Genomic DNA, 17,014 nt, shown 5'->3' with positions numbered 1-17,014 from the left:
GTCTCTCCTCCGTTCCCGGACGGTCTCGTCGTCCGCCCGATGCGACGGAGGTTAAGGGCCGTCTTTGGGGAAACTCTGTGACCGGTTTGCCCCGGCTGTACCGATCAGCCAGTCCCGCCGCCCGGGGAGCGCACCGCCCCCGGACGGCAACCACACCTCGAAGCGCGCCCCGCCGCCGTCGGGTGAGTCCGTCACCCGGACGCCGCCCCGGTGCAGCGCCGCCTGCTGGGCGACCAGGGTGAGGCCGAGTCCGGAGCCCGCGCTGTCCGCGCCCCGCTGGAACCGCTCGAAGATCCGGCCCCGGGCGTCGGGCGGCACCCCCGGCCCCCGGTCGTCCACGATGATCAGGACCTGGTCCCCGGCGCCCCGCAGACCCACCGCCACGCTCGCCCGGCCCTGTGCGTCACGGCCGTGGGCCAGGGCGTTGCCCAGCAGGTTGTCCAGCAGCAGCCGCAGGCCCGGCTCCCAGCCGTGCACGGTGAGCCCGGGTGCCGCGTCCAGGGTGATCCGCGCGTCCGGGGCACGGCGCCGGGCCTCGGCCACGGCCGCGTCGGCGACGTCGGACACGTCGACGGTCCCCAGCGCCTCCGCCTCGACCAGGTCCCCGCGCCCGAGCTCGCGCAGCATCACCAGCAGACCGAGGAGCCGGGCGTGTTCGTGCCGCAGGTCGGCCAGGACCTCGGTGCGGTCCGGCTCGGGCAGCCGGGGGTGGTCGGCGAGGATGTCGAGGTTGGTGCCCATGCTCATCAGCGGGGTGCGCAGTTCGTGCGCGGCCGCGGCGGAGAAGGAGCGGGCCGTGTCCAGGGCCTCGGCGGTGCGGGCGGCCTGTTCGTCGTAGCGGGCGAGGACGGTCCGTACGGTGGCCGCCAGCTCGTCGACCTCGCTCACCCCGGTCCGCTCGTGCTCCAGCCGGGCGCTGCTGGTGCGCGGGTCCAGGCCGGCGGTGCGGCGGGTGAGGCGGCGCAGCGGGGCGCTCGCGCCGGTCACCAGGCCCCAGGCGAGCAGGCCGGACAGGGGCGCGGCGAGCAGTGCCGTGAAGATCACCCGGCGCCGGACGAGCCGGAGTTGTGCGCGGTCCACGGTGTCGGGTGAGAAGACCCACAGGGTGCCGGAAAAGCCGGGGCCCTGGACCGGCCGGGACAGCGCGCGCCAGCTGCGGCCGCCGGCGCGGACGGTGACCGGTACGCCGGCCTGCGCGGGCAGCGCCACCGCGGCGGCGGGCTGCGGACCGCCGCTGAAGGTGACGCCGGGCCCGACGACCCGTACGCCGACGTCCAGGGCCGCGGTGAACAGCTGCCGTTCCCTGGTGTCGGCCGCTTTGGAGCGGTTGTTGTGCGTGGCCCGCAGCAGGGCACGGGCGTCCGGGGCCACGGCCGCGGCCCGTCGGCGCAGGTGGTCGTCCTCCGCGCGGTGCAGGTCGCGGCCGACCAGGTTCAGCAGCAGCCAGCCGGAGGCCAGCACCAGCAGCGGGACGGTGCAGCCCACGGCGAGCCCGATGCGGGCCGAGAGCCTCACGGCGCGTCCCGCAGGACGAAGCCCACGCCGCGCACGGTGTGGATCAGCCGGCTGCGGCCGTCCGCCTCCAGCTTGCGGCGCAGATAGCTGACGAAGGTGTCGACGGCGTCGGTGCGCACGTCGAAGTCGTAGCCCCACACACGTTCCAGGAGCTGGTCGCGGCTGAGGACCAGCCCGGTGTTGCGGACGAGCACCTCCAGCAGTTCGAACTCGCGACGGGTCAGCTCCAGGGGCCGGCCGTCGCGTTCGGCGGTGCGGGCCGCCGGGTCGATGACCAGGTCCGCCACCCGCAGCACCTCCCGGCCGTCCGGGGGCCGACGGCGCAGCAGCGCGTGCAGCCGCAATACCAGTTCCTGCAGCGCGAACGGCTTGACCAGGTAGTCGTCGCCGCCCGCCTGGAGCCCGGCGATGCGGTCGGCGGTCTCGTCGAGCGCGGAGAGCATGAGCACGGGCAGGTCCTGGCCCTGCGCGCGGAGCCGGGTGCACAGCTCGATGCCGGTCATGCCGGGCATCGACACATCGAGCACCAGCACGTCCGGCGGTGTCCGGCCGATGGCGGCCAGCGCCTCGGGGCCGCTGCCGGCGGTGCGCACCGCGAAGCCGCTCAGCCTCAGTCCGCGCTCCAGGGACCGGCGGATCGCCGCGTCGTCGTCCACGACCAGGACCGCGCCGGGGCGCGCCGTGTCACTCATGCACCCTCCTCATCGCCCGGTCAGCGTACGGCCCTCCTCCTCGCGTGCAGCGGCCGCGGGGGCTTTCTTGGGGAAGAGCAGATACGTCAGCGCGATCAGCCCGTGGATCCCGGCGATGCGCAGCGCCGTCCACTGCCAGGACCGCAGCGGTCCGGCACCGGCCGTGTCACCGACGTACCAGACCGCCACCTGGAGCAGCGCCAGCGCGACGGTCGAGGCGAGCAGCGTGCGCAGCCACAGCCGGCCCTCGTGTTTCGCGCGTGCCCGGCCGTACTCGGGTGGCTTCGCAGGGCGCGGGGCACCTGTCAGGCGGTGGGCGGCGTGGCCGTCGAGCCAGCGGATCGTGCGGTGCCCGTAGGCCACGGTGAAGCCGATGTACAGCGCCGCCATGCCGTGCTCCCAGCCCGGCTTCGCGCCGTTCCTCAGGTCGATCGCCGTCACGGCGAAGAGCACCAGCTCCAGCAGCGGCTCGCACAGCAGCAGCAATACGCTCGTACGGCGCCACTTCAGCAGGTAGCGGACGGCCAGCCCTGTCACCAGCAGGACCCAGAAGCCGACTTCGCAGGCGATGATCAGTCCGACGATCACGTTCGCGCCTCCCCTTTGTCCTCTCCTTTGTCCTCTCCCGCCCAGGCTCGCGTCCGGGGGCGGACGATTCGTCGTCGGCGGTGACGATGTCGCGGTACATCGAAAGATGCAGTTCCGGACCCTTCCCGGGGAGCACGCGAAGGCAGGGATCCGCCGTGTTGGATGGGGGGCATGGCCGTACGACTCCCCCGCCCGCACCGCGACGACGTGCGCATCGCCGTGGGCGGGCTGCTCGGCGGGCTGCTGCTGTGGGCGCTCGGCATCAGTCCCCGGCGTCCCGGGGACCCCGTGGTGCTGTGGCCGGCGCACTGGGCCGTGCTGGTTCCGCTCGTCGTGACGGCCGGCTGTGAACTGCTGCGCCGCACCCGGCCCAAGGCGGCCCTGCTGCTCGGCACCGCCGCAGTGAGCGCCGACACGATGACCGTGGGCAGCCTGGTCACCGTCGTGTTGTTCACCGACCTGATGTACGCGGCGGTCCTGTACGGCACCGACGCCTCCGCCCGGCGGCTGCCCTGGGTGACCGGGCTGCTCACGGTGATCGGGGCGGTGGTGCCCGTCGCGGTCTGGCGCGATCCGCGGGGGCTGCTGATCGGCGCCGGTGTCGGTGTGGTCGCGCTCGCGCCCGCGGCCACCGGCTGGGTGGTACGCAACCACCGGGACGCGGCCGAGGCCGCCCGGCTGCGCGCCGAACAGACCGCGCTGCTGGCCGAGATGGACCGCACGCAGGCCGTCACCGCCGAACGGGCCCGGATGGCCCGTGAGTTGCACGACCTGGTCGCCAACCACCTGTCGGCGATCGCCATTCACGCCACGGCCGCGCTCTCCCTCGGCGACCCGAAGACCTCGCAGGAGTCCCTGACCGTCATCCGCCACAACAGCGTCGAGGGGCTCGCCGAGATGCGCCGGCTCATCGGGATCCTGCGCGACGGCGCCGCCGACCGGGCCCCGGCCGCGACCCCCACCCTGGACGGCCTGGGGACCTTGGCGGACGGCGCCCGCGCCAACGGCCTGGACGTCACCCTCGACACCGACCACCGCGAGGTCCCGGCGCCCGTCGAACTCGCCGCCTACCGCATCGTGCAGGAGTCGCTGACCAACGCCCTCAAGCACGCGCGCCCGGGCCGCGTGAGCGTCTCGCTCACCGAGCGCGACGGCGTCCTGGACGTGCGGGTGACCAGCCCCTACGGCCACCGGGGCGGGCCGCGCGCGCCCGGCTCGGGGGCCGGTCTGGTCGGGATGCGGGAGCGTGCCGCGCTGCTGGGCGGCACGTTCGACGCCGGTCCCGAGGGAGCGTTGTGGACCGTGCGCGCCACCCTGCCCCTCGCCGAAGGCACCGGGCGCCCCACAAGCACCGAAGGAGATCCCGCATGATCCGTGTCCTCGTCGCCGAGGACCAGTCCGCCGTCCGCGCCGGACTCGTCCTGATCCTGCGCAGCGCGCCCGGCATCGAGGTGGTCGGCGAGGCGGCGGACGGCGAGCAGGCGGTGGCGCTGGCCCGCCGGCTGCGGCCGGATCTGGTGCTGATGGATGTGCAGATGCCGCGCCTGGACGGGGTGTCCGCGACCCGGCAGGTGGTCGGCGAGGGACTCGCCGACGTGCTGGTGCTGACCACCTTCGACCTCGACGAGTACGTCTTCGGGGCGCTGCGGGCGGGCGCGTCGGGCTTTCTGCTCAAGAACGCCGAGGCGAAGGATCTCGTGGAGGCGGTGCGCACGGTGGCGCGCGGGGAGGGCGTCGTCGCCCCGGCCGTCACCCGGCGGCTGATCGCCGAGTTCGCCGCCGGGCCCGTGCCGGAGAAGAGGGCCGATCCGGCCGTCCTGGACGGGCTGACCCGGCGGGAGCGCGAGGTGCTGTCCTGTCTCGGGGACGGGCTGTCCAACGCGGAGATCGCCGGCCGCCTGGACATGGCGGAGGCCACCGTGAAGACGCACGTCAGCCGTCTCCTCGGAAAGCTGGGGCTGCGCAGCCGGGTCCAAGCCGCCGTGCTGGTGCGGGAGTTGGGGATCTAGCACGCACCCCGGAGGGGTGGTCCAGACCTATTGACCTATGGTCCAGACCTTTCTATTCTCGCGGCACTGCGGGCGTGATGGCTCAGTCATGCCCCCGACAACAATGCGCGCCCGGTGGGCGCACCTCACAGAGGAGGCGCAGCATGCGCTTCAGACACAGAGCCGCGGCAGGGTTCGCGACCCTGTTGCTTCCCCTCGCCGGCCTGGTCGGCCTCGCGGGCCCCGCCCAGGCCGCGACGACCGCGACGGCCACCTACGTCAAGACCCAGGACTGGGGCACCGGCTTCGAAGGCAAGTGGACGGTGCGGAACACCGGCACCACGACCATCAACTCCTGGACGATCGAATGGGACTTCCCCTCCGGTACGTCCGTCACCTCGGCCTGGGACGCGGACGTCACGTCCTTGGGCACCCACTGGACCGCCAAGAACAAGTCCTACAACGGCACGCTCGCCCCGGGCGCCTCCGTCTCCTTCGGCTTCAACGGCGCCGGCTCCGGCTCACCGGGCAACTGCCGGCTCAACGGTGCCGGTTGTGACGGCGGACCGACCGTGCCGGGCGACAACCCGCCCTCCGCGCCGGGCACCCCGACCGCCTCCGGCATCACCGACACCTCGGTCCGGCTGTCCTGGACCCCGGCCACCGACGACAAGGGCGTCAAGAACTACGACGTCCTGCGAGACGGGCGGACGGTGGCGACCGTCACCACCACCTCGTACACCGACACCGGTCTGACCGCGGGCAGCGACTACTCCTACACCGTCCAGGCCCGCGACACTGCCGACCAGACCGGCCCGGTCAGCGGCCCGGTCGCCGTGCACACCACCGGCGGCGGCACCACTCCCCCGCCCGCCGGTGACAAGGTCAGGCTCGGTTACTTCACCGAGTGGGGCATCTACGGCCGCAACTACAACGTCAAGAACCTGGTCACGTCCGGTTCCGCCGCGAGGATCACGCACATCAACTACGCCTTCGGCAACGTCACCGGCGGCAAGTGCGCGATCGGCGACTCCTACGCCGATTACGACAAGGCCTTCACCGCCGACCAGTCCGTCAGCGGCACCGCCGACACCTGGGACCAGCCGCTGCGCGGCAACTTCAATCAGCTGCGTGAGCTGAAGGCCAAGTACCCGAACCTCAAGGTGTTGTGGTCCTTCGGCGGCTGGACCTGGTCCGGCGGTTTCGCGGACGCGGCCAGGGACCCGGCCGGCTTCGCACAGTCCTGCTACGACCTGGTGCACGACCCGCGCTGGGCCGACGTCTTCGACGGCATCGACATCGACTGGGAGTACCCGAACGCCTGCGGCCTGTCCTGCGACACCAGCGGGGCGGCGGCCTTCAAGAACGTGATGGCCGCGCTGCGCGCCAAGTTCGGCTCCTCCGCCCTGGTCACCGCGGCCGTCACCGCCGACGGCTCCTCCGGCGGCAAGATCGAGGCCGCGGACTACGCGGGCGCCTCCGGATACGTCAACTGGTACAACGTGATGACGTACGACTTCTTCGGCGCCTGGGACGCGCAGGGCCCCACCGCCCCGCACTCCCCGCTCACCTCCTACAGCGGCATCCCGAAGGCCGGCTTCACCACGGCCGACGCGATCGCCAAGTACAAGGCGATCGGCGTGCCCGCCAACAAGCTGCTCATCGGCATCGGCCTCTACGGGCGCGGCTGGACCGGCGTCACCCAGGACGCCCCGGGCGGCACGGCCACGGGCCCGGCCGCCGGTACGTACGAGCAGGGTATCGAGGACTACAAGGTGCTCAAGACGTCCTGCCCGGTCACCGGCACCGTCGCGGGCACGGCCTACGCGCACTGCGGCAGCAACTGGTGGTCCTACGACACTCCGTCGACGATCGCCGGGAAGATGAGCTGGGCCAAGTCCCAGGGGCTGGGCGGCGCGTTCTTCTGGGAGTTCAGCGGTGACACCAGCAACGGCGAGCTGGTGAGCGCCATCAACGGCGGGCTGTCGTAAGGCAGTTCGCGGTAGTCAAGCGACGTTGACGCTCCCCCGGACTTCGTCCGGGGACCCCCACCCAACGAGTGGATGGGGCTACGCCACATTCACTCGTTGTCCGGGCGGGGCTGCCTCCAGCCACGCGAGGAAACCGGTCAGCGCGTCTTCGCTCATGGCGAGTTCCAGGCGCGTGCCCCGGTGCAGACAGCTGAGGATCACGGCATCGGAGAGCAGGGCGAGTTCCTCCTCGCCCTCGGGGAGACGGCGGCCGGCCACCTCGATCGCCGAGCGTTCCAGGACGCGGCGCGGGCGGAAAGCGTAGGAGAAGACGCGGAACCACTCCACGCGGTCGCCGCTGTACCGGGCGACGCCGTAGCTCCAGCCCTTGCCGCTGGTGTCGGGATTCTCGGGCACGTCCCAGCGCAGACTGCAGTCGAAGGTGCCGCCCGAACGCTGGATGAGTCTGCGGCGCAGGCCGAAGACGAACAGTCCCACCACCACGAGCGCGATCACGACTCCGCACACAGTCAGAGCGAGGGCCATCGACACCGACCTCCTCGTCTCCTAGGTAATGGAACGGAAAAAACACCCACATCGGCCTCAGCCGCGGCCGGTACCGGATTGCTCCGGTACCGGCCGCGGCTGAGTGACGTCATCACATGCCGCGATGGGCTCAGCGCGCCGCCTGCGCAGCCCGCAGGCGGACGTCCGCGCGCCGCTCGGCGGCGGCGTCGTCCTCCGCCCTGGCCTGCTCGAGCTCGCGCTCCGTGCGCTGGACGTCGATCTCGTCCGAAAGCTCGGCGATCTCTGCCAGCAGCGACAGCTTGTTGTCCGCGAACGAGATGAAACCGCCGTGCACCGCGGCGACGACCGTTGCACCATCACTCGTACGGATGGTCACCGGGCCCGACTCCAGCACACCGAGCAGCGGCTGGTGACCGGGCATGACGCCGATGTCGCCGGACGTGGTGCGCGCGACGACCAGGGTGGCCTCGCCGGACCAGACCTGGCGGTCGGCGGCGACCAGCTCGACATGCAGCTCAGCAGCCAAGGGTGGCTCCTCGGGTCACCACCCGGTGGTATTACCGGGTGTTGGGGTCAATTCTAGTAGGCGTGGATGAGGGGGCGGGACGCGCCCGCCCCCTCACGACTCGAACCGGCGGGTCCGGGTCAGGAGACGCCCAGCTCCTTCGCGTTCTTCTTCAGGTCCTCGAGACCACCGCACATGAAGAACGCCTGCTCCGGGAAGTGGTCGTACTCGCCGTCGCAGATCGCGTTGAACGCGGCGATCGACTCCTCCAGCGGCACGTCCGAACCGTCCACGCCGGTGAACTGCTTGGCGACGTGGGTGTTCTGGGACAGGAAGCGCTCCACGCGACGGGCGCGGTGGACGACGAGCTTGTCCTCCTCGCCGAGCTCGTCGATACCGAGGATCGCGATGATGTCCTGGAGGTCCTTGTACTTCTGCAGGATGCTCTTCACGCGCATGGCCGCGTTGTAGTGGTCCTGCGCGATGTACCGCGGGTCCAGGATCCGGGACGTGGAGTCCAGCGGGTCCACGGCCGGGTAGATGCCCTTCTCGGAGATCGGACGGGACAGAACCGTCGTCGCGTCGAGGTGGGCGAAGGTGGTGGCCGGGGCCGGGTCGGTCAGGTCGTCGGCGGGGACGTAGATCGCCTGCATCGAGGTGATCGAGTGACCGCGGGTGGAGGTGATGCGCTCCTGGAGGAGACCCATCTCGTCGGCCAGGTTCGGCTGGTAACCCACCGCGGACGGCATACGGCCGAGCAGGGTGGAGACCTCGGAACCGGCCTGCGTGAAGCGGAAGATGTTGTCGATGAAGAACAGCACGTCCTGCTTCTGGACGTCGCGGAAGTACTCGGCCATGGTGAGGCCGGCCAGCGCGACGCGCAGACGGGTGCCCGGGGGCTCGTCCATCTGACCGAAGACCAGCGCGGTCTTGTCGATGACGCCCGAGTCGCTCATCTCGTCGATGAGGTCGTTGCCCTCACGGGTGCGCTCACCGACGCCCGCGAACACCGACACACCGTCGTGGTTGTTGGCGACGCGGTAGATCATCTCCTGGATCAGAACGGTCTTGCCGACACCGGCGCCACCGAACAGACCGATCTTGCCGCCCTTGACGTACGGGGTCAGCAGGTCGATGACCTTGATGCCGGTCTCGAACATCTCGGTCTTGGACTCGAGCTGGTCGAAGTTCGGCGCCTTGCGGTGGATCGGCCAGCGCTCGCCGTCGTACTCGGCGTCGACGTTGAGCACGTCACCGATGGTGTTGAAGACCTTGCCCTTGGTGAAGTCACCGACCGGCACCGAGATCGCCGCGCCCGTGTCGGTCACCGTGGACTGGCGGACCAGACCGTCGGTGGGCTGCATGGAGATGGCGCGGACCACGCCGTCACCCAGGTGCTGGGCGACCTCCAGGGTCAGCGTCTTCTTCTCGCCCGCGTTCGCCGGGTCGCTGACCTCGACGTGCAGGGCGTTGTAGATCTCCGGAATCGCGTCGACGGGGAACTCCACGTCGACGACCGGGCCGATGACCCGCGCGACGCGGCCCGTCGCCGTGGCCGTCTCAGCAGTGGTGGTCATTAGTAGTCACTCCCCGCGGTCGCGTCGGCGAGGGCACTCGCGCCACCGACGATCTCGCTGATTTCCTGGGTGATTTCGGCCTGTCGGGCCTGGTTGGCAAGCCGGGAGAGCGTCTCGATGAGCTCACCGGCGTTGTCGGTGGCCGACTTCATCGCACGCCGGGTGGCGGCGTGCTTCGAAGCGGCCGACTGGAGCAGCGCGTTGTAGATACGGCTCTCCACGTACCGCGGCAGCAGGGCGTCGAGGACGTCCTCGGCCGACGGTTCGAAGTCGTACAGCGGGAGGATCTCGCCCTGCGGCTTGGCCTCCTGAGCGACCTCTTCGAGGCTGAGCGGCAGCAGGCGCGCGTCGAGCGCCGTCTGCGTCATCATCGACACGAACTCGGTGAACACGATGTGGAGTTCATCCACACCGCCCTCCTCCGTGTCCTTCTCGATGGCCTCGATGAGCGGCGCCGCGACCCGCTTGGCGTCCGCGTAGGTGGGCTCGTCGGTGAAGCCGGTCCACGACTCCGCGATCTTGCGCTCACGGAAGTTGTAGTGGGCCACACCGCGCCGGCCGACGATGTACACGTCGACCCGCTTGCCCTCGCGCTCCAGCCGCTCGGTCAGCTGCTCCGCCTGCTTGATGGCGTTGGAGTTGAACGCGCCGGCCAGACCACGGTCGCTGGTCAGCAGCAGTACCGCGGACCGGGTGACCGTCTCGGCCTGGGTGGTCAGCGGGTGCTTGGTGTTGGACCCGGTGCCGACCGCCGTGACCGCGCGGGTCAGTTCCTGCGCGTACGGCGTGGAGGCCGCCACCTTGCGCTGCGCCTTGACGACGCGCGAGGCGGCGATCATCTCCATCGCCTTGGTGATCTTCTTGGTCGCGGTGACGGATCGGATGCGACGCTTGTAGACCCGGAGCTGAGCTCCCATGAGTCAGGTCCCTTCCTTACGTCACTTGGCGGCAGCGGCCGGGGTGTCCTCGCCGAGCAGCTTGCCGTCGGAGGTCTCGAACTGCTTCTTGAACTCCGCGATCGCGTCGGCGACGGCCTGCAGGGTGTCGTCGGACATCTTGCCGCCCTCCCTGATGGAGGTCATGAGGCCCTGGTACTTGCGGTGCAGGAACTCCAGGAGCTCGCGCTCGAAGCGGCGGATGTCGGCGACCGGCACGTCGTCCATCTTGCCGGTGGTGCCGGCCCAGACGGAGACGACCTGGTCCTCGGTGGACATGGGCTGGTACTGGTCCTGCTTCAGCAGCTCGACCATGCGCTGACCGCGCTCCAGCTGCGCCTTCGACGCGGCGTCCAGGTCGGAACCGAAGGCGGCGAACGCCTCCAGCTCACGGAACTGGGCGAGGTCCACGCGCAGTCGGCCGGAGACCTGCTTCATCGCCTTGTGCTGCGCGGAACCACCGACTCGGGAGACGGAGATACCGACGTTCAGCGCGGGGCGCTGACCGGCGTTGAACAGGTCCGACTCCAGGAAGCACTGGCCGTCGGTGATGGAGATGACGTTGGTCGGGATGAACGCCGAGACGTCGTTGGCCTTGGTCTCGACGATCGGCAGACCGGTCATCGAACCGGCGCCCATGTCGTCGGAGAGCTTGGCGCAGCGCTCCAGCAGACGGGAGTGCAGGTAGAAGACGTCACCCGGGTAGGCCTCGCGGCCCGGCGGGCGGCGCAGCAGCAGCGACACGGCGCGGTAGGCGTCGGCCTGCTTCGACAGGTCGTCGAAGACGATCAGGACGTGCTTGCCCTGGTACATCCAGTGCTGGCCGATGGCGGAACCGGTGTAGGGCGCCAGGTACTTGAAGCCGGCCGGGTCCGACGCCGGGGCGGCGACGATGGTCGTGTACTCCAGCGCGCCGTTCTCCTCCAGCGCGCGGCGGACCGACGCGATGGTGGAGCCCTTCTGGCCGATGGCGACGTAGATGCAGCGGACCTGCTTCTTCGGGTCGCCCGAGCGCCAGTTGTCACGCTGGTTGATGATGGTGTCGACGGCCAGGGCGGTCTTGCCGGTCTGGCGGTCACCGATGATCAGCTGGCGCTGGCCGCGGCCGATCGGGGTCATGGCGTCGACGGCCTTGTAGCCCGTCTCCATCGGCTCGTGCACCGACTTGCGCTGCATGACCGTGGGGGCCTGCAGCTCGAGGGCGCGGCGGCCCTCGGTCTCGATCTCGCCGAGTCCGTCGATCGGGTTGCCGAGCGGGTCCACCACGCGGCCGAGGTAGCCCTCGCCGACGGCGACGGACAGGACCTCACCGGTGCGGGTGACCGGCTGGCCCTCCTCGATGCCGCTGAACTCGCCGAGGACGATGGCACCGATCTCGCGCTCCTCGAGGTTGAGGGCGAGGCCGAGGGTGCCGTCCTCGAACTTCAGCAGTTCGTTGGCCATGGCCGAGGGCAGGCCCTCGACCTTCGCGATGCCGTCGCCGGCAAGGGTGACCGTACCGACCTCCTCGCGCGAGGCCGCGTCCGGCTTGTACGACTGGACGAAGTTCTCCAGCGCGTCCCGGATCTCCTCCGGCCGGATCGTGAGCTCCGCCATCTGGGTTCCCTGCTCTCCTTGTTGGGCCCGAAGTTTCACTTGGGGGTATTCCACGAGTCGGGGACTCCCCCCAATAAGAGGTGAATCCTCTGCACGGCCCAACCAGGGCCGTCGTGTACGTCTTGCGTGTTGAGTTGCTGCTAGCTCGCCATGCGGCGGGCGGCGTCGTCCAGCCGGTCCGCGATGGAGCCGTTGATGACCTCGTCACCGACCTGCACCCGGATCCCACCGATGACCTCGGGATCCACGTCCAGGTTGAGGTGCATCCGGCGGCCGTACAGCTTCGCGAGTGCGGCACCGAGGCGCTGCTTCTGCGTGTCGCTCAGCGGCACCGCCGAGGTGACGACGGCGACCATGCGGTCCCGGCGCTCGGCGGCCAGCTTGGACAGGGACTCCAGTCCCGCTTCCAGGCTACGTCCCCGCGGCGCGGTTACGAGGCGCGTCACCAGACGCTCGGTGGTCACCTTGGCGCGGCCGCCGAGCAGCCGGTGCAGCAGCTCCGCCTTGGCCGCCGAGCTCGCGGCACGATCGGTCAGTGCGGCGCGCAGCTCGGTGTTCGAGGAGATGATCCGGCCGAAGCGGAACAGCTCGTCCTCGACGTCGTCGAGAGCGTCGGCCTTCTCCGCGGCGGTGAGGTCGGCGATGTTCGCCAGTTCCTCCAGCGCGTCCACCAGGTCGCGGGGCTGCGACCAGCGGGAACGCACCATTCCGGCCACCAGGTCGACGGCCGTGCCGCTGATCTGGGCGCCCAGCAGGCGCTGGACCAGCGTGGCCTTGGCCTCGCCGGGCTGCGCCGGGTCGGTGAGGACCCGGCGCAAGCCGACCTCGCGGTGGAGCAGCGCGGTGACGGCCGCCAGCTCGTCGGCGAGCTGAGCGGCGTCCACGGACGTGGAGTCCGTCAGCGCGTCGAGACGCTCACGTGCGGCTGCCAGTGCCTCGCGGCTCGCTCCGTTCATCGCGTGGCCTCGGCCTTCTCCTCGAGCTCGTCGAGGAAGCGGTCGATCACACGGCTCTGCCGAGCGTGGTCCTCGAGGGACTCGCCGACGAGCTTGGCGGCCAGCTCGGTGGCCAGCCTGCCGACGTCCTGGCGGAGCGCGGCCGCGGCGGCCTTGCGGTCGGCCTCGATCTGAGCGTGACCGGCGGCGATGATCTCCTCACGCTGCCGCTGGCCCTCGGCCCGCATCTCGGCGATGAGCGCGGCGCCCTGCTCCTGCGCCTCCTGACGCAGGCGCGCGGCCTCGTGACGGGCCTCGGCGAGCTGAGCCTTGTACTGCTCAAGGACGCTCTGGGCCTCGGTCTGCGCGGCCTCGGCCTTCTCGATACCGCCTTCGATCGCCTCGCGGCGCTCCTCCAGAACCTTGTTGATGTTCGGGAGGAGCTTCCAGGCGAGGAAAGCGATGACGATGACGAAGGCGAGCGTGCCGATGACGAGCTCGGGGATCGGCGGGAAGAGCGGGTTCTCCTGCTCGGCCGCCGTGATGAGCAGCTGGCTCATGTCAGTGCCTTTCGTCTAGGGGCTTTCGCTGATCGGCGGATCAGGTGCCGTAGACGAACGGCATGACCAGGCCGATGAGGGCGAGCGCCTCACAGAAGGCGAAGCCGAGGATCTGGTTGGCGCGGATCAGGCCGGCGGCCTCGGGCTGACGGGCCAGGGCCTGGGTGCCGTTACCGAAGATGATGCCGACGCCGACGCCGGGGCCGATGGCCGCGAGGCCGTAGCCGAGCGAGCCCAGCGAGCCGTGAACACCGGTGGTGGCGGCGGCGAGGGTCTGGAGAGCGGACATGCCGATTCTTCCTTCTTCTTTACGGACCGGTGGGGGTTGGCCACCGGACGGTCAGAGGGTCTTGGTGCGGGGCGCTCAGTGGTGCTCGGCGAGGGCGCCCTGGATGTAGGTGCACGTCAGGAGGACGAAGACGTACGCCTGCAGTGCCTGGATGAAGAGCTCGAAGGCCGTCATCACGATCGTCATGAGGAAGCTCACGCCGGCGTAGGCGATGCCGATGCCGTTCAGCAGGTACCAGCTGGCGATCGTGAAGAGCAGCAGCAGCGTGTGGCCCGCGAACATGTTGGCGAACAGTCGCACGGCGTGCGTGAAGGGCCGCACCAGCAGGTTCGAGAAGAACTCGATGGTCATGGACAGCGGGAGCACCGCGCCCAGCGACTTGTCGTAGCCCGTGACGTTCTTGAAGAAGCCGACGAAGCCGTGCCGCTTGAAGGTCAGCGAGACCCACAGCACGTAGACGATCAGTGCCAGGACCGCCGGGTACGAGATGATCGCCGTCACCGGGAACTGGGCGACCGGGATGATCGACCAGAGGTTCATCATCCAGATGAAGAAGAACAGCGAGACGATCAGCGGGACGTACTTCTCGCCTTCCTTCTTGCCGAGCGTCTCGTAGACGACCCCGCGGCGGATGAAGTCGTACCCCGCCTCGGCGACCATCTGGAGCTTGCCCGGGACCACCTTCGGCTTGCGGAAGGCCGCCCAGAAGAAGCCGATGACGATGACGGAGCCGAGCAGCGCCAGCAGCATCGTCTTGTTGAAGTACAGGTTGCTGTCCGCGTCGCCCCAGAGGGGCTTGAACAGGAACGAGTGCAGGCCGGGAGCGGGAAAGCCACAGCCGGAGAAGATGTGGCAGTCGGTCTCGAAGGCGAGCACCTGCGTCGGGTCAGCACTCACCGCGGGCTCCTTCAGCGTGGCGCATAGGTACGGCAACCTCGTTGTGTCGGCGCGGCGTGCGGCCGCGGTTCGGCACGGGACTGGTGTTACGGATGTGGGGGCGGCTGTGGGGCATCTCGCCTCGCGTTCGAGCAGGCGTCAGCTCGGATGCCCGCGCCCGCGATGCCGCAGTTGGCACCGGACGATAGCAGGATCTCTCACGCGCCTTTATCCCGGCCCTACCCCTCACGACGAGTGCCCCGTCTTTTCGGGCTTGCCGCCCGCCGAAGACGTGGTGGGATCGGGCTCGACGTAAAGGATCTTGGACTTCATGTGGGCACGCGTCTGCGCCGCGATCCATGCCAGCGTGGCGGCGACCAGCGTGAACGCGAAGGCCTTGGGGTTGAACAGCGTCGTGTGCTTGAACGCGGCCATGAAGATGAACAGCAGCAGGATCTGCGCCCCGTAGAGCATCAGGCCCATCGCCTGGAAAAGATGCGGAAGCGATTTGGCAGTGCGCTGCAGCACGTAGAGGCCGATCCCCATGAAGAGGATCACCACCAGCGCCGCGACGACCGCCCCGATCGCCCCCTTGCCACCGGCGACCACACCGCTCACGACGGCGGCAAGCGCGCCGACGGCGGCAGTGGGCACAGCGGCCTGGGCCAGGATCCGGACGTCATTGGACGGCATGGCGGCAACTCCGCTTTCACAGGGGGCAGGGGTGTCGTCATGGACGAGCGTAGTCCCGGACCGGGAGGTGGAGACCTCGCGCCAAGCGACCGTCGCGTCACGGCCTTCGACTCCATCCGGGGTTCTCGTGAACCGTATCACAAACTATTTGATGAGGTCTTTACCTGGGGGGTGTGCTTGCTGTCACACATGAGAGTGACCGTGCGCGTCTGTGCAGAAGTCGGGCCATCTTGTCTGGTATTAGGGGCCTTTGCACCCCCACGAGTTGGCAACGCTTTAGTCAGATTCTTACCTTGAGCGTCAGCGTGACGTTCCGGCTTTGCGCCCATCCAGGAGACGCGAACGAGGGCCGATGGCCGTTGCTCCGTTGACCCCCGCCACGCCGGCGGGGAGCGGCGCGCGGTGCTCGTGCGTCTCCTCGGCCTCGTTCGCCGCCTGAGCCGTCCCGCTCGCCTCGGCATCGGCGGGCACGGTCGCGGGCGTCGAGGCGCCCGGCGCCGCGGCCGGGCGACGGCGGCGGTAGCGCGGGGGCACGAACTGCTCGGCCCAGCGCGGGGCGCGCGGGGTGAACCGCGGCAGCAGGAGCAGCACCAGCCCGATGAAGCTGAGGAACACGATGCCCAGCACGATCCACATGGACGCCGAGTTGACCGAGTAGGCGAGCGCGCCGAAACCGATCAGCGCCGCCCAGAAGTACATGATCAGTACGGCCCGGCTGTGCGAGTGGCCGATCTCCAGCAGGCGGTGGTGCAGGTGGCCCCGGTCCGCGGCGAACGGCGACTGGCCGCGCCAGGTACGGCGCACCACCGCGAAGAAGAAGTCGGCGGCCGGGATCGCGATGATCGTCAGCGGCATCAGCAGCGGGATGTAGACCGGCACCATCTGGTGAACGGTGTTGCGCTCGGAGCCGGAGAACAGGTTCATCACGTCCGGGTCGAGCTGCCCGGTGACCGAGATCGCGCCGGCCGCCAGCACCAGACCGATGAGCATCGAGCCCGAGTCGCCCATGAAGATCCGCGCGGGATGCATGTTGTGCGGCAGGAAGCCCAGGCACATGCCCATGAGCACGGCCGCGAACAGGGTGGCCGGGGCGGCGGCCTCGATGCCGAACGAGTACCAGATCCGGTACGTGTACATGAAGAACGCGGCCGCCGCGATGCACACCATGCCGGAGGCCAGGCCGTCCAGCCCGTCGACGAAGTTGACCGCGTTGATGGTGATGACGACCAGCGCCACCGTCAGCAGGGTGCCCTGCCACTGGGTCAGCGCCACCGTGCCGACGCCCGGCACCGGCAGCCACAGGATCGTGAGCCCCTGCATGACCATCACGCCGGCGGCGATCATCTGCCCGCCCAGCTTGATCAGGGCGTCGATCTCGAACTTGTCGTCCAGGACACCGATCAGCCAGATCAGCGCAGCGCCGGAGAGCAGCGCCCGCGGCTCGTTCGACTTCTCGAAGACCTCGTTGAGGTTGGTGAGGTGGTCGGCGACCAGCAGCCCGGCACACATGCCGAAGAACATCGCGATCCCGCCGAGCCGTGGAGTGGGCTCCCGGTGCACGTCACGTGCCCGGACCTCCGGCATCGCTCCCGCAACGATCGCGAACTTGCGTACCGGCCCTGTCAGCAGATACGTCACCGCGGCCGTGATGCAGAGCGTCAGCAGGTATTCACGCACGGGCTTCCCCACAGGTCTCGCTGGCCATCTCAGCCCCACACCCTAGCGACGCAGACATATGTATGGGGACTTCCGGGTAGCGACGATGGT

General features: G+C 69.7%; 17 protein-coding genes. 3 read left to right on the top strand and 14 right to left on the bottom strand.

Annotated elements, in window-relative coordinates:
• Positions 1 to 51: 51 nt before the first annotated feature.
• From AB0A61_RS29690 to AB0A61_RS29680, 3 genes are read right to left on the bottom strand one after another with little or no spacing between them, the layout of a single operon-like run.
• A complete protein-coding gene (locus AB0A61_RS29690; protein WP_361298839.1) occupies positions 52 to 1,515 on the bottom strand; it encodes a HAMP domain-containing sensor histidine kinase in 1,464 nt (487 codons plus the stop codon).
• Positions 1,512 to 2,207: a response regulator transcription factor gene (locus AB0A61_RS29685; RefSeq protein WP_361298836.1), complete on the bottom strand. Its 696-nt coding sequence runs from the start codon at positions 2,205 to 2,207 to the stop codon at positions 1,512 to 1,514. Before AB0A61_RS29685 ends, AB0A61_RS29690 begins: the two co-directional genes overlap by 4 nt.
• Positions 2,208 to 2,216: 9 nt before the next feature.
• Entirely contained in the window at positions 2,217 to 2,795 is a 579-nt protein-coding gene (locus AB0A61_RS29680; protein ID WP_361298833.1) for a hypothetical protein, read from the bottom strand.
• A 171-nt stretch (positions 2,796 to 2,966) separates the two neighbouring features.
• On the opposite strand from AB0A61_RS29680, the gene AB0A61_RS29675 reads away from it, so the two are divergent.
• The 3 genes from AB0A61_RS29675 to AB0A61_RS29665 all read left to right on the top strand — a co-directional run bounded on the left by AB0A61_RS29675 (position 2,967) and on the right by AB0A61_RS29665 (position 6,774).
• Positions 2,967 to 4,166 (top strand): histidine kinase, encoded by a 1,200-nt coding sequence (locus AB0A61_RS29675; protein WP_361298830.1) that lies wholly within the window; start codon positions 2,967 to 2,969, stop codon positions 4,164 to 4,166.
• Complete coding sequence (locus tag AB0A61_RS29670; protein ID WP_361298827.1) at positions 4,163 to 4,804, top strand: response regulator transcription factor; 642 nt, start codon at positions 4,163 to 4,165, stop codon at positions 4,802 to 4,804. Before AB0A61_RS29675 ends, AB0A61_RS29670 begins: the two co-directional genes overlap by 4 nt.
• Positions 4,805 to 4,947: 143 nt before the next feature.
• Positions 4,948 to 6,774 carry a glycoside hydrolase family 18 chitinase gene (locus AB0A61_RS29665; RefSeq protein WP_361298824.1) on the top strand — a complete coding sequence of 609 codons (1,827 nt, stop codon included), beginning with the start codon at positions 4,948 to 4,950 and terminating at the stop codon, positions 6,772 to 6,774.
• A gap of 78 nt (positions 6,775 to 6,852) precedes the next feature.
• On the opposite strand, the gene AB0A61_RS29660 is transcribed toward AB0A61_RS29665, so the two are convergent.
• From AB0A61_RS29660 to AB0A61_RS29610, 11 genes are all read right to left on the bottom strand, one after another.
• Positions 6,853 to 7,299, bottom strand: coding sequence for a DUF2550 domain-containing protein (locus tag AB0A61_RS29660; RefSeq protein ID WP_361298821.1), 447 nt, complete (start codon positions 7,297 to 7,299; stop codon positions 6,853 to 6,855).
• A gap of 130 nt (positions 7,300 to 7,429) precedes the next feature.
• A complete protein-coding gene (locus AB0A61_RS29655) occupies positions 7,430 to 7,807 on the bottom strand; it encodes a F0F1 ATP synthase subunit epsilon (RefSeq protein WP_361298818.1) in 378 nt (125 codons plus the stop codon).
• Between the two features lie 119 nt (positions 7,808 to 7,926).
• Positions 7,927 to 9,363 (bottom strand): F0F1 ATP synthase subunit beta, encoded by a 1,437-nt coding sequence (atpD, locus tag AB0A61_RS29650; protein ID WP_361298815.1) that lies wholly within the window; start codon positions 9,361 to 9,363, stop codon positions 7,927 to 7,929.
• Positions 9,363 to 10,280: a F0F1 ATP synthase subunit gamma gene (locus AB0A61_RS29645; protein WP_361298812.1), complete on the bottom strand. Its 918-nt coding sequence runs from the start codon at positions 10,278 to 10,280 to the stop codon at positions 9,363 to 9,365. The genes atpD and AB0A61_RS29645 overlap by 1 nt, the downstream gene beginning before the upstream one ends.
• 21 nt (positions 10,281 to 10,301) lie before the next feature.
• Positions 10,302 to 11,894: a F0F1 ATP synthase subunit alpha gene (gene atpA, locus AB0A61_RS29640; RefSeq protein ID WP_361298809.1), complete on the bottom strand. Its 1,593-nt coding sequence runs from the start codon at positions 11,892 to 11,894 to the stop codon at positions 10,302 to 10,304.
• Between the two features lie 140 nt (positions 11,895 to 12,034).
• Positions 12,035 to 12,850 (bottom strand): F0F1 ATP synthase subunit delta, encoded by an 816-nt coding sequence (locus AB0A61_RS29635; protein WP_361298806.1) that lies wholly within the window; start codon positions 12,848 to 12,850, stop codon positions 12,035 to 12,037.
• Positions 12,847 to 13,389 carry a F0F1 ATP synthase subunit B gene (locus AB0A61_RS29630; protein WP_361298803.1) on the bottom strand — a complete coding sequence of 181 codons (543 nt, stop codon included), beginning with the start codon at positions 13,387 to 13,389 and terminating at the stop codon, positions 12,847 to 12,849. Before AB0A61_RS29630 ends, AB0A61_RS29635 begins: the two co-directional genes overlap by 4 nt.
• Positions 13,390 to 13,429: 40 nt before the next feature.
• Positions 13,430 to 13,678 carry a F0F1 ATP synthase subunit C gene (locus tag AB0A61_RS29625; protein ID WP_361298800.1) on the bottom strand — a complete coding sequence of 83 codons (249 nt, stop codon included), beginning with the start codon at positions 13,676 to 13,678 and terminating at the stop codon, positions 13,430 to 13,432.
• 75 nt (positions 13,679 to 13,753) lie between these two features.
• Positions 13,754 to 14,575, bottom strand: coding sequence for a F0F1 ATP synthase subunit A (gene atpB, locus AB0A61_RS29620; protein WP_361298797.1), 822 nt, complete (start codon positions 14,573 to 14,575; stop codon positions 13,754 to 13,756).
• A 225-nt stretch (positions 14,576 to 14,800) separates the two neighbouring features.
• Positions 14,801 to 15,247: a hypothetical protein gene (locus AB0A61_RS29615; RefSeq protein WP_361298794.1), complete on the bottom strand. Its 447-nt coding sequence runs from the start codon at positions 15,245 to 15,247 to the stop codon at positions 14,801 to 14,803.
• A 300-nt stretch (positions 15,248 to 15,547) separates the two neighbouring features.
• Entirely contained in the window at positions 15,548 to 16,924 is a 1,377-nt protein-coding gene (locus AB0A61_RS29610; protein WP_361298791.1) for an MraY family glycosyltransferase, read from the bottom strand.
• Positions 16,925 to 17,014 lie beyond the last annotated feature (90 nt).

It is taken from the genome of Streptomyces sp. NPDC046197 (genome assembly GCF_040646295.1).
Taxonomy (GTDB): domain Bacteria; phylum Actinomycetota; class Actinomycetes; order Streptomycetales; family Streptomycetaceae; genus Streptomyces.
Note: the sequence above shows the minus strand (reverse complement) of the source record. Positions and strands in the feature narration are given on the sequence as shown.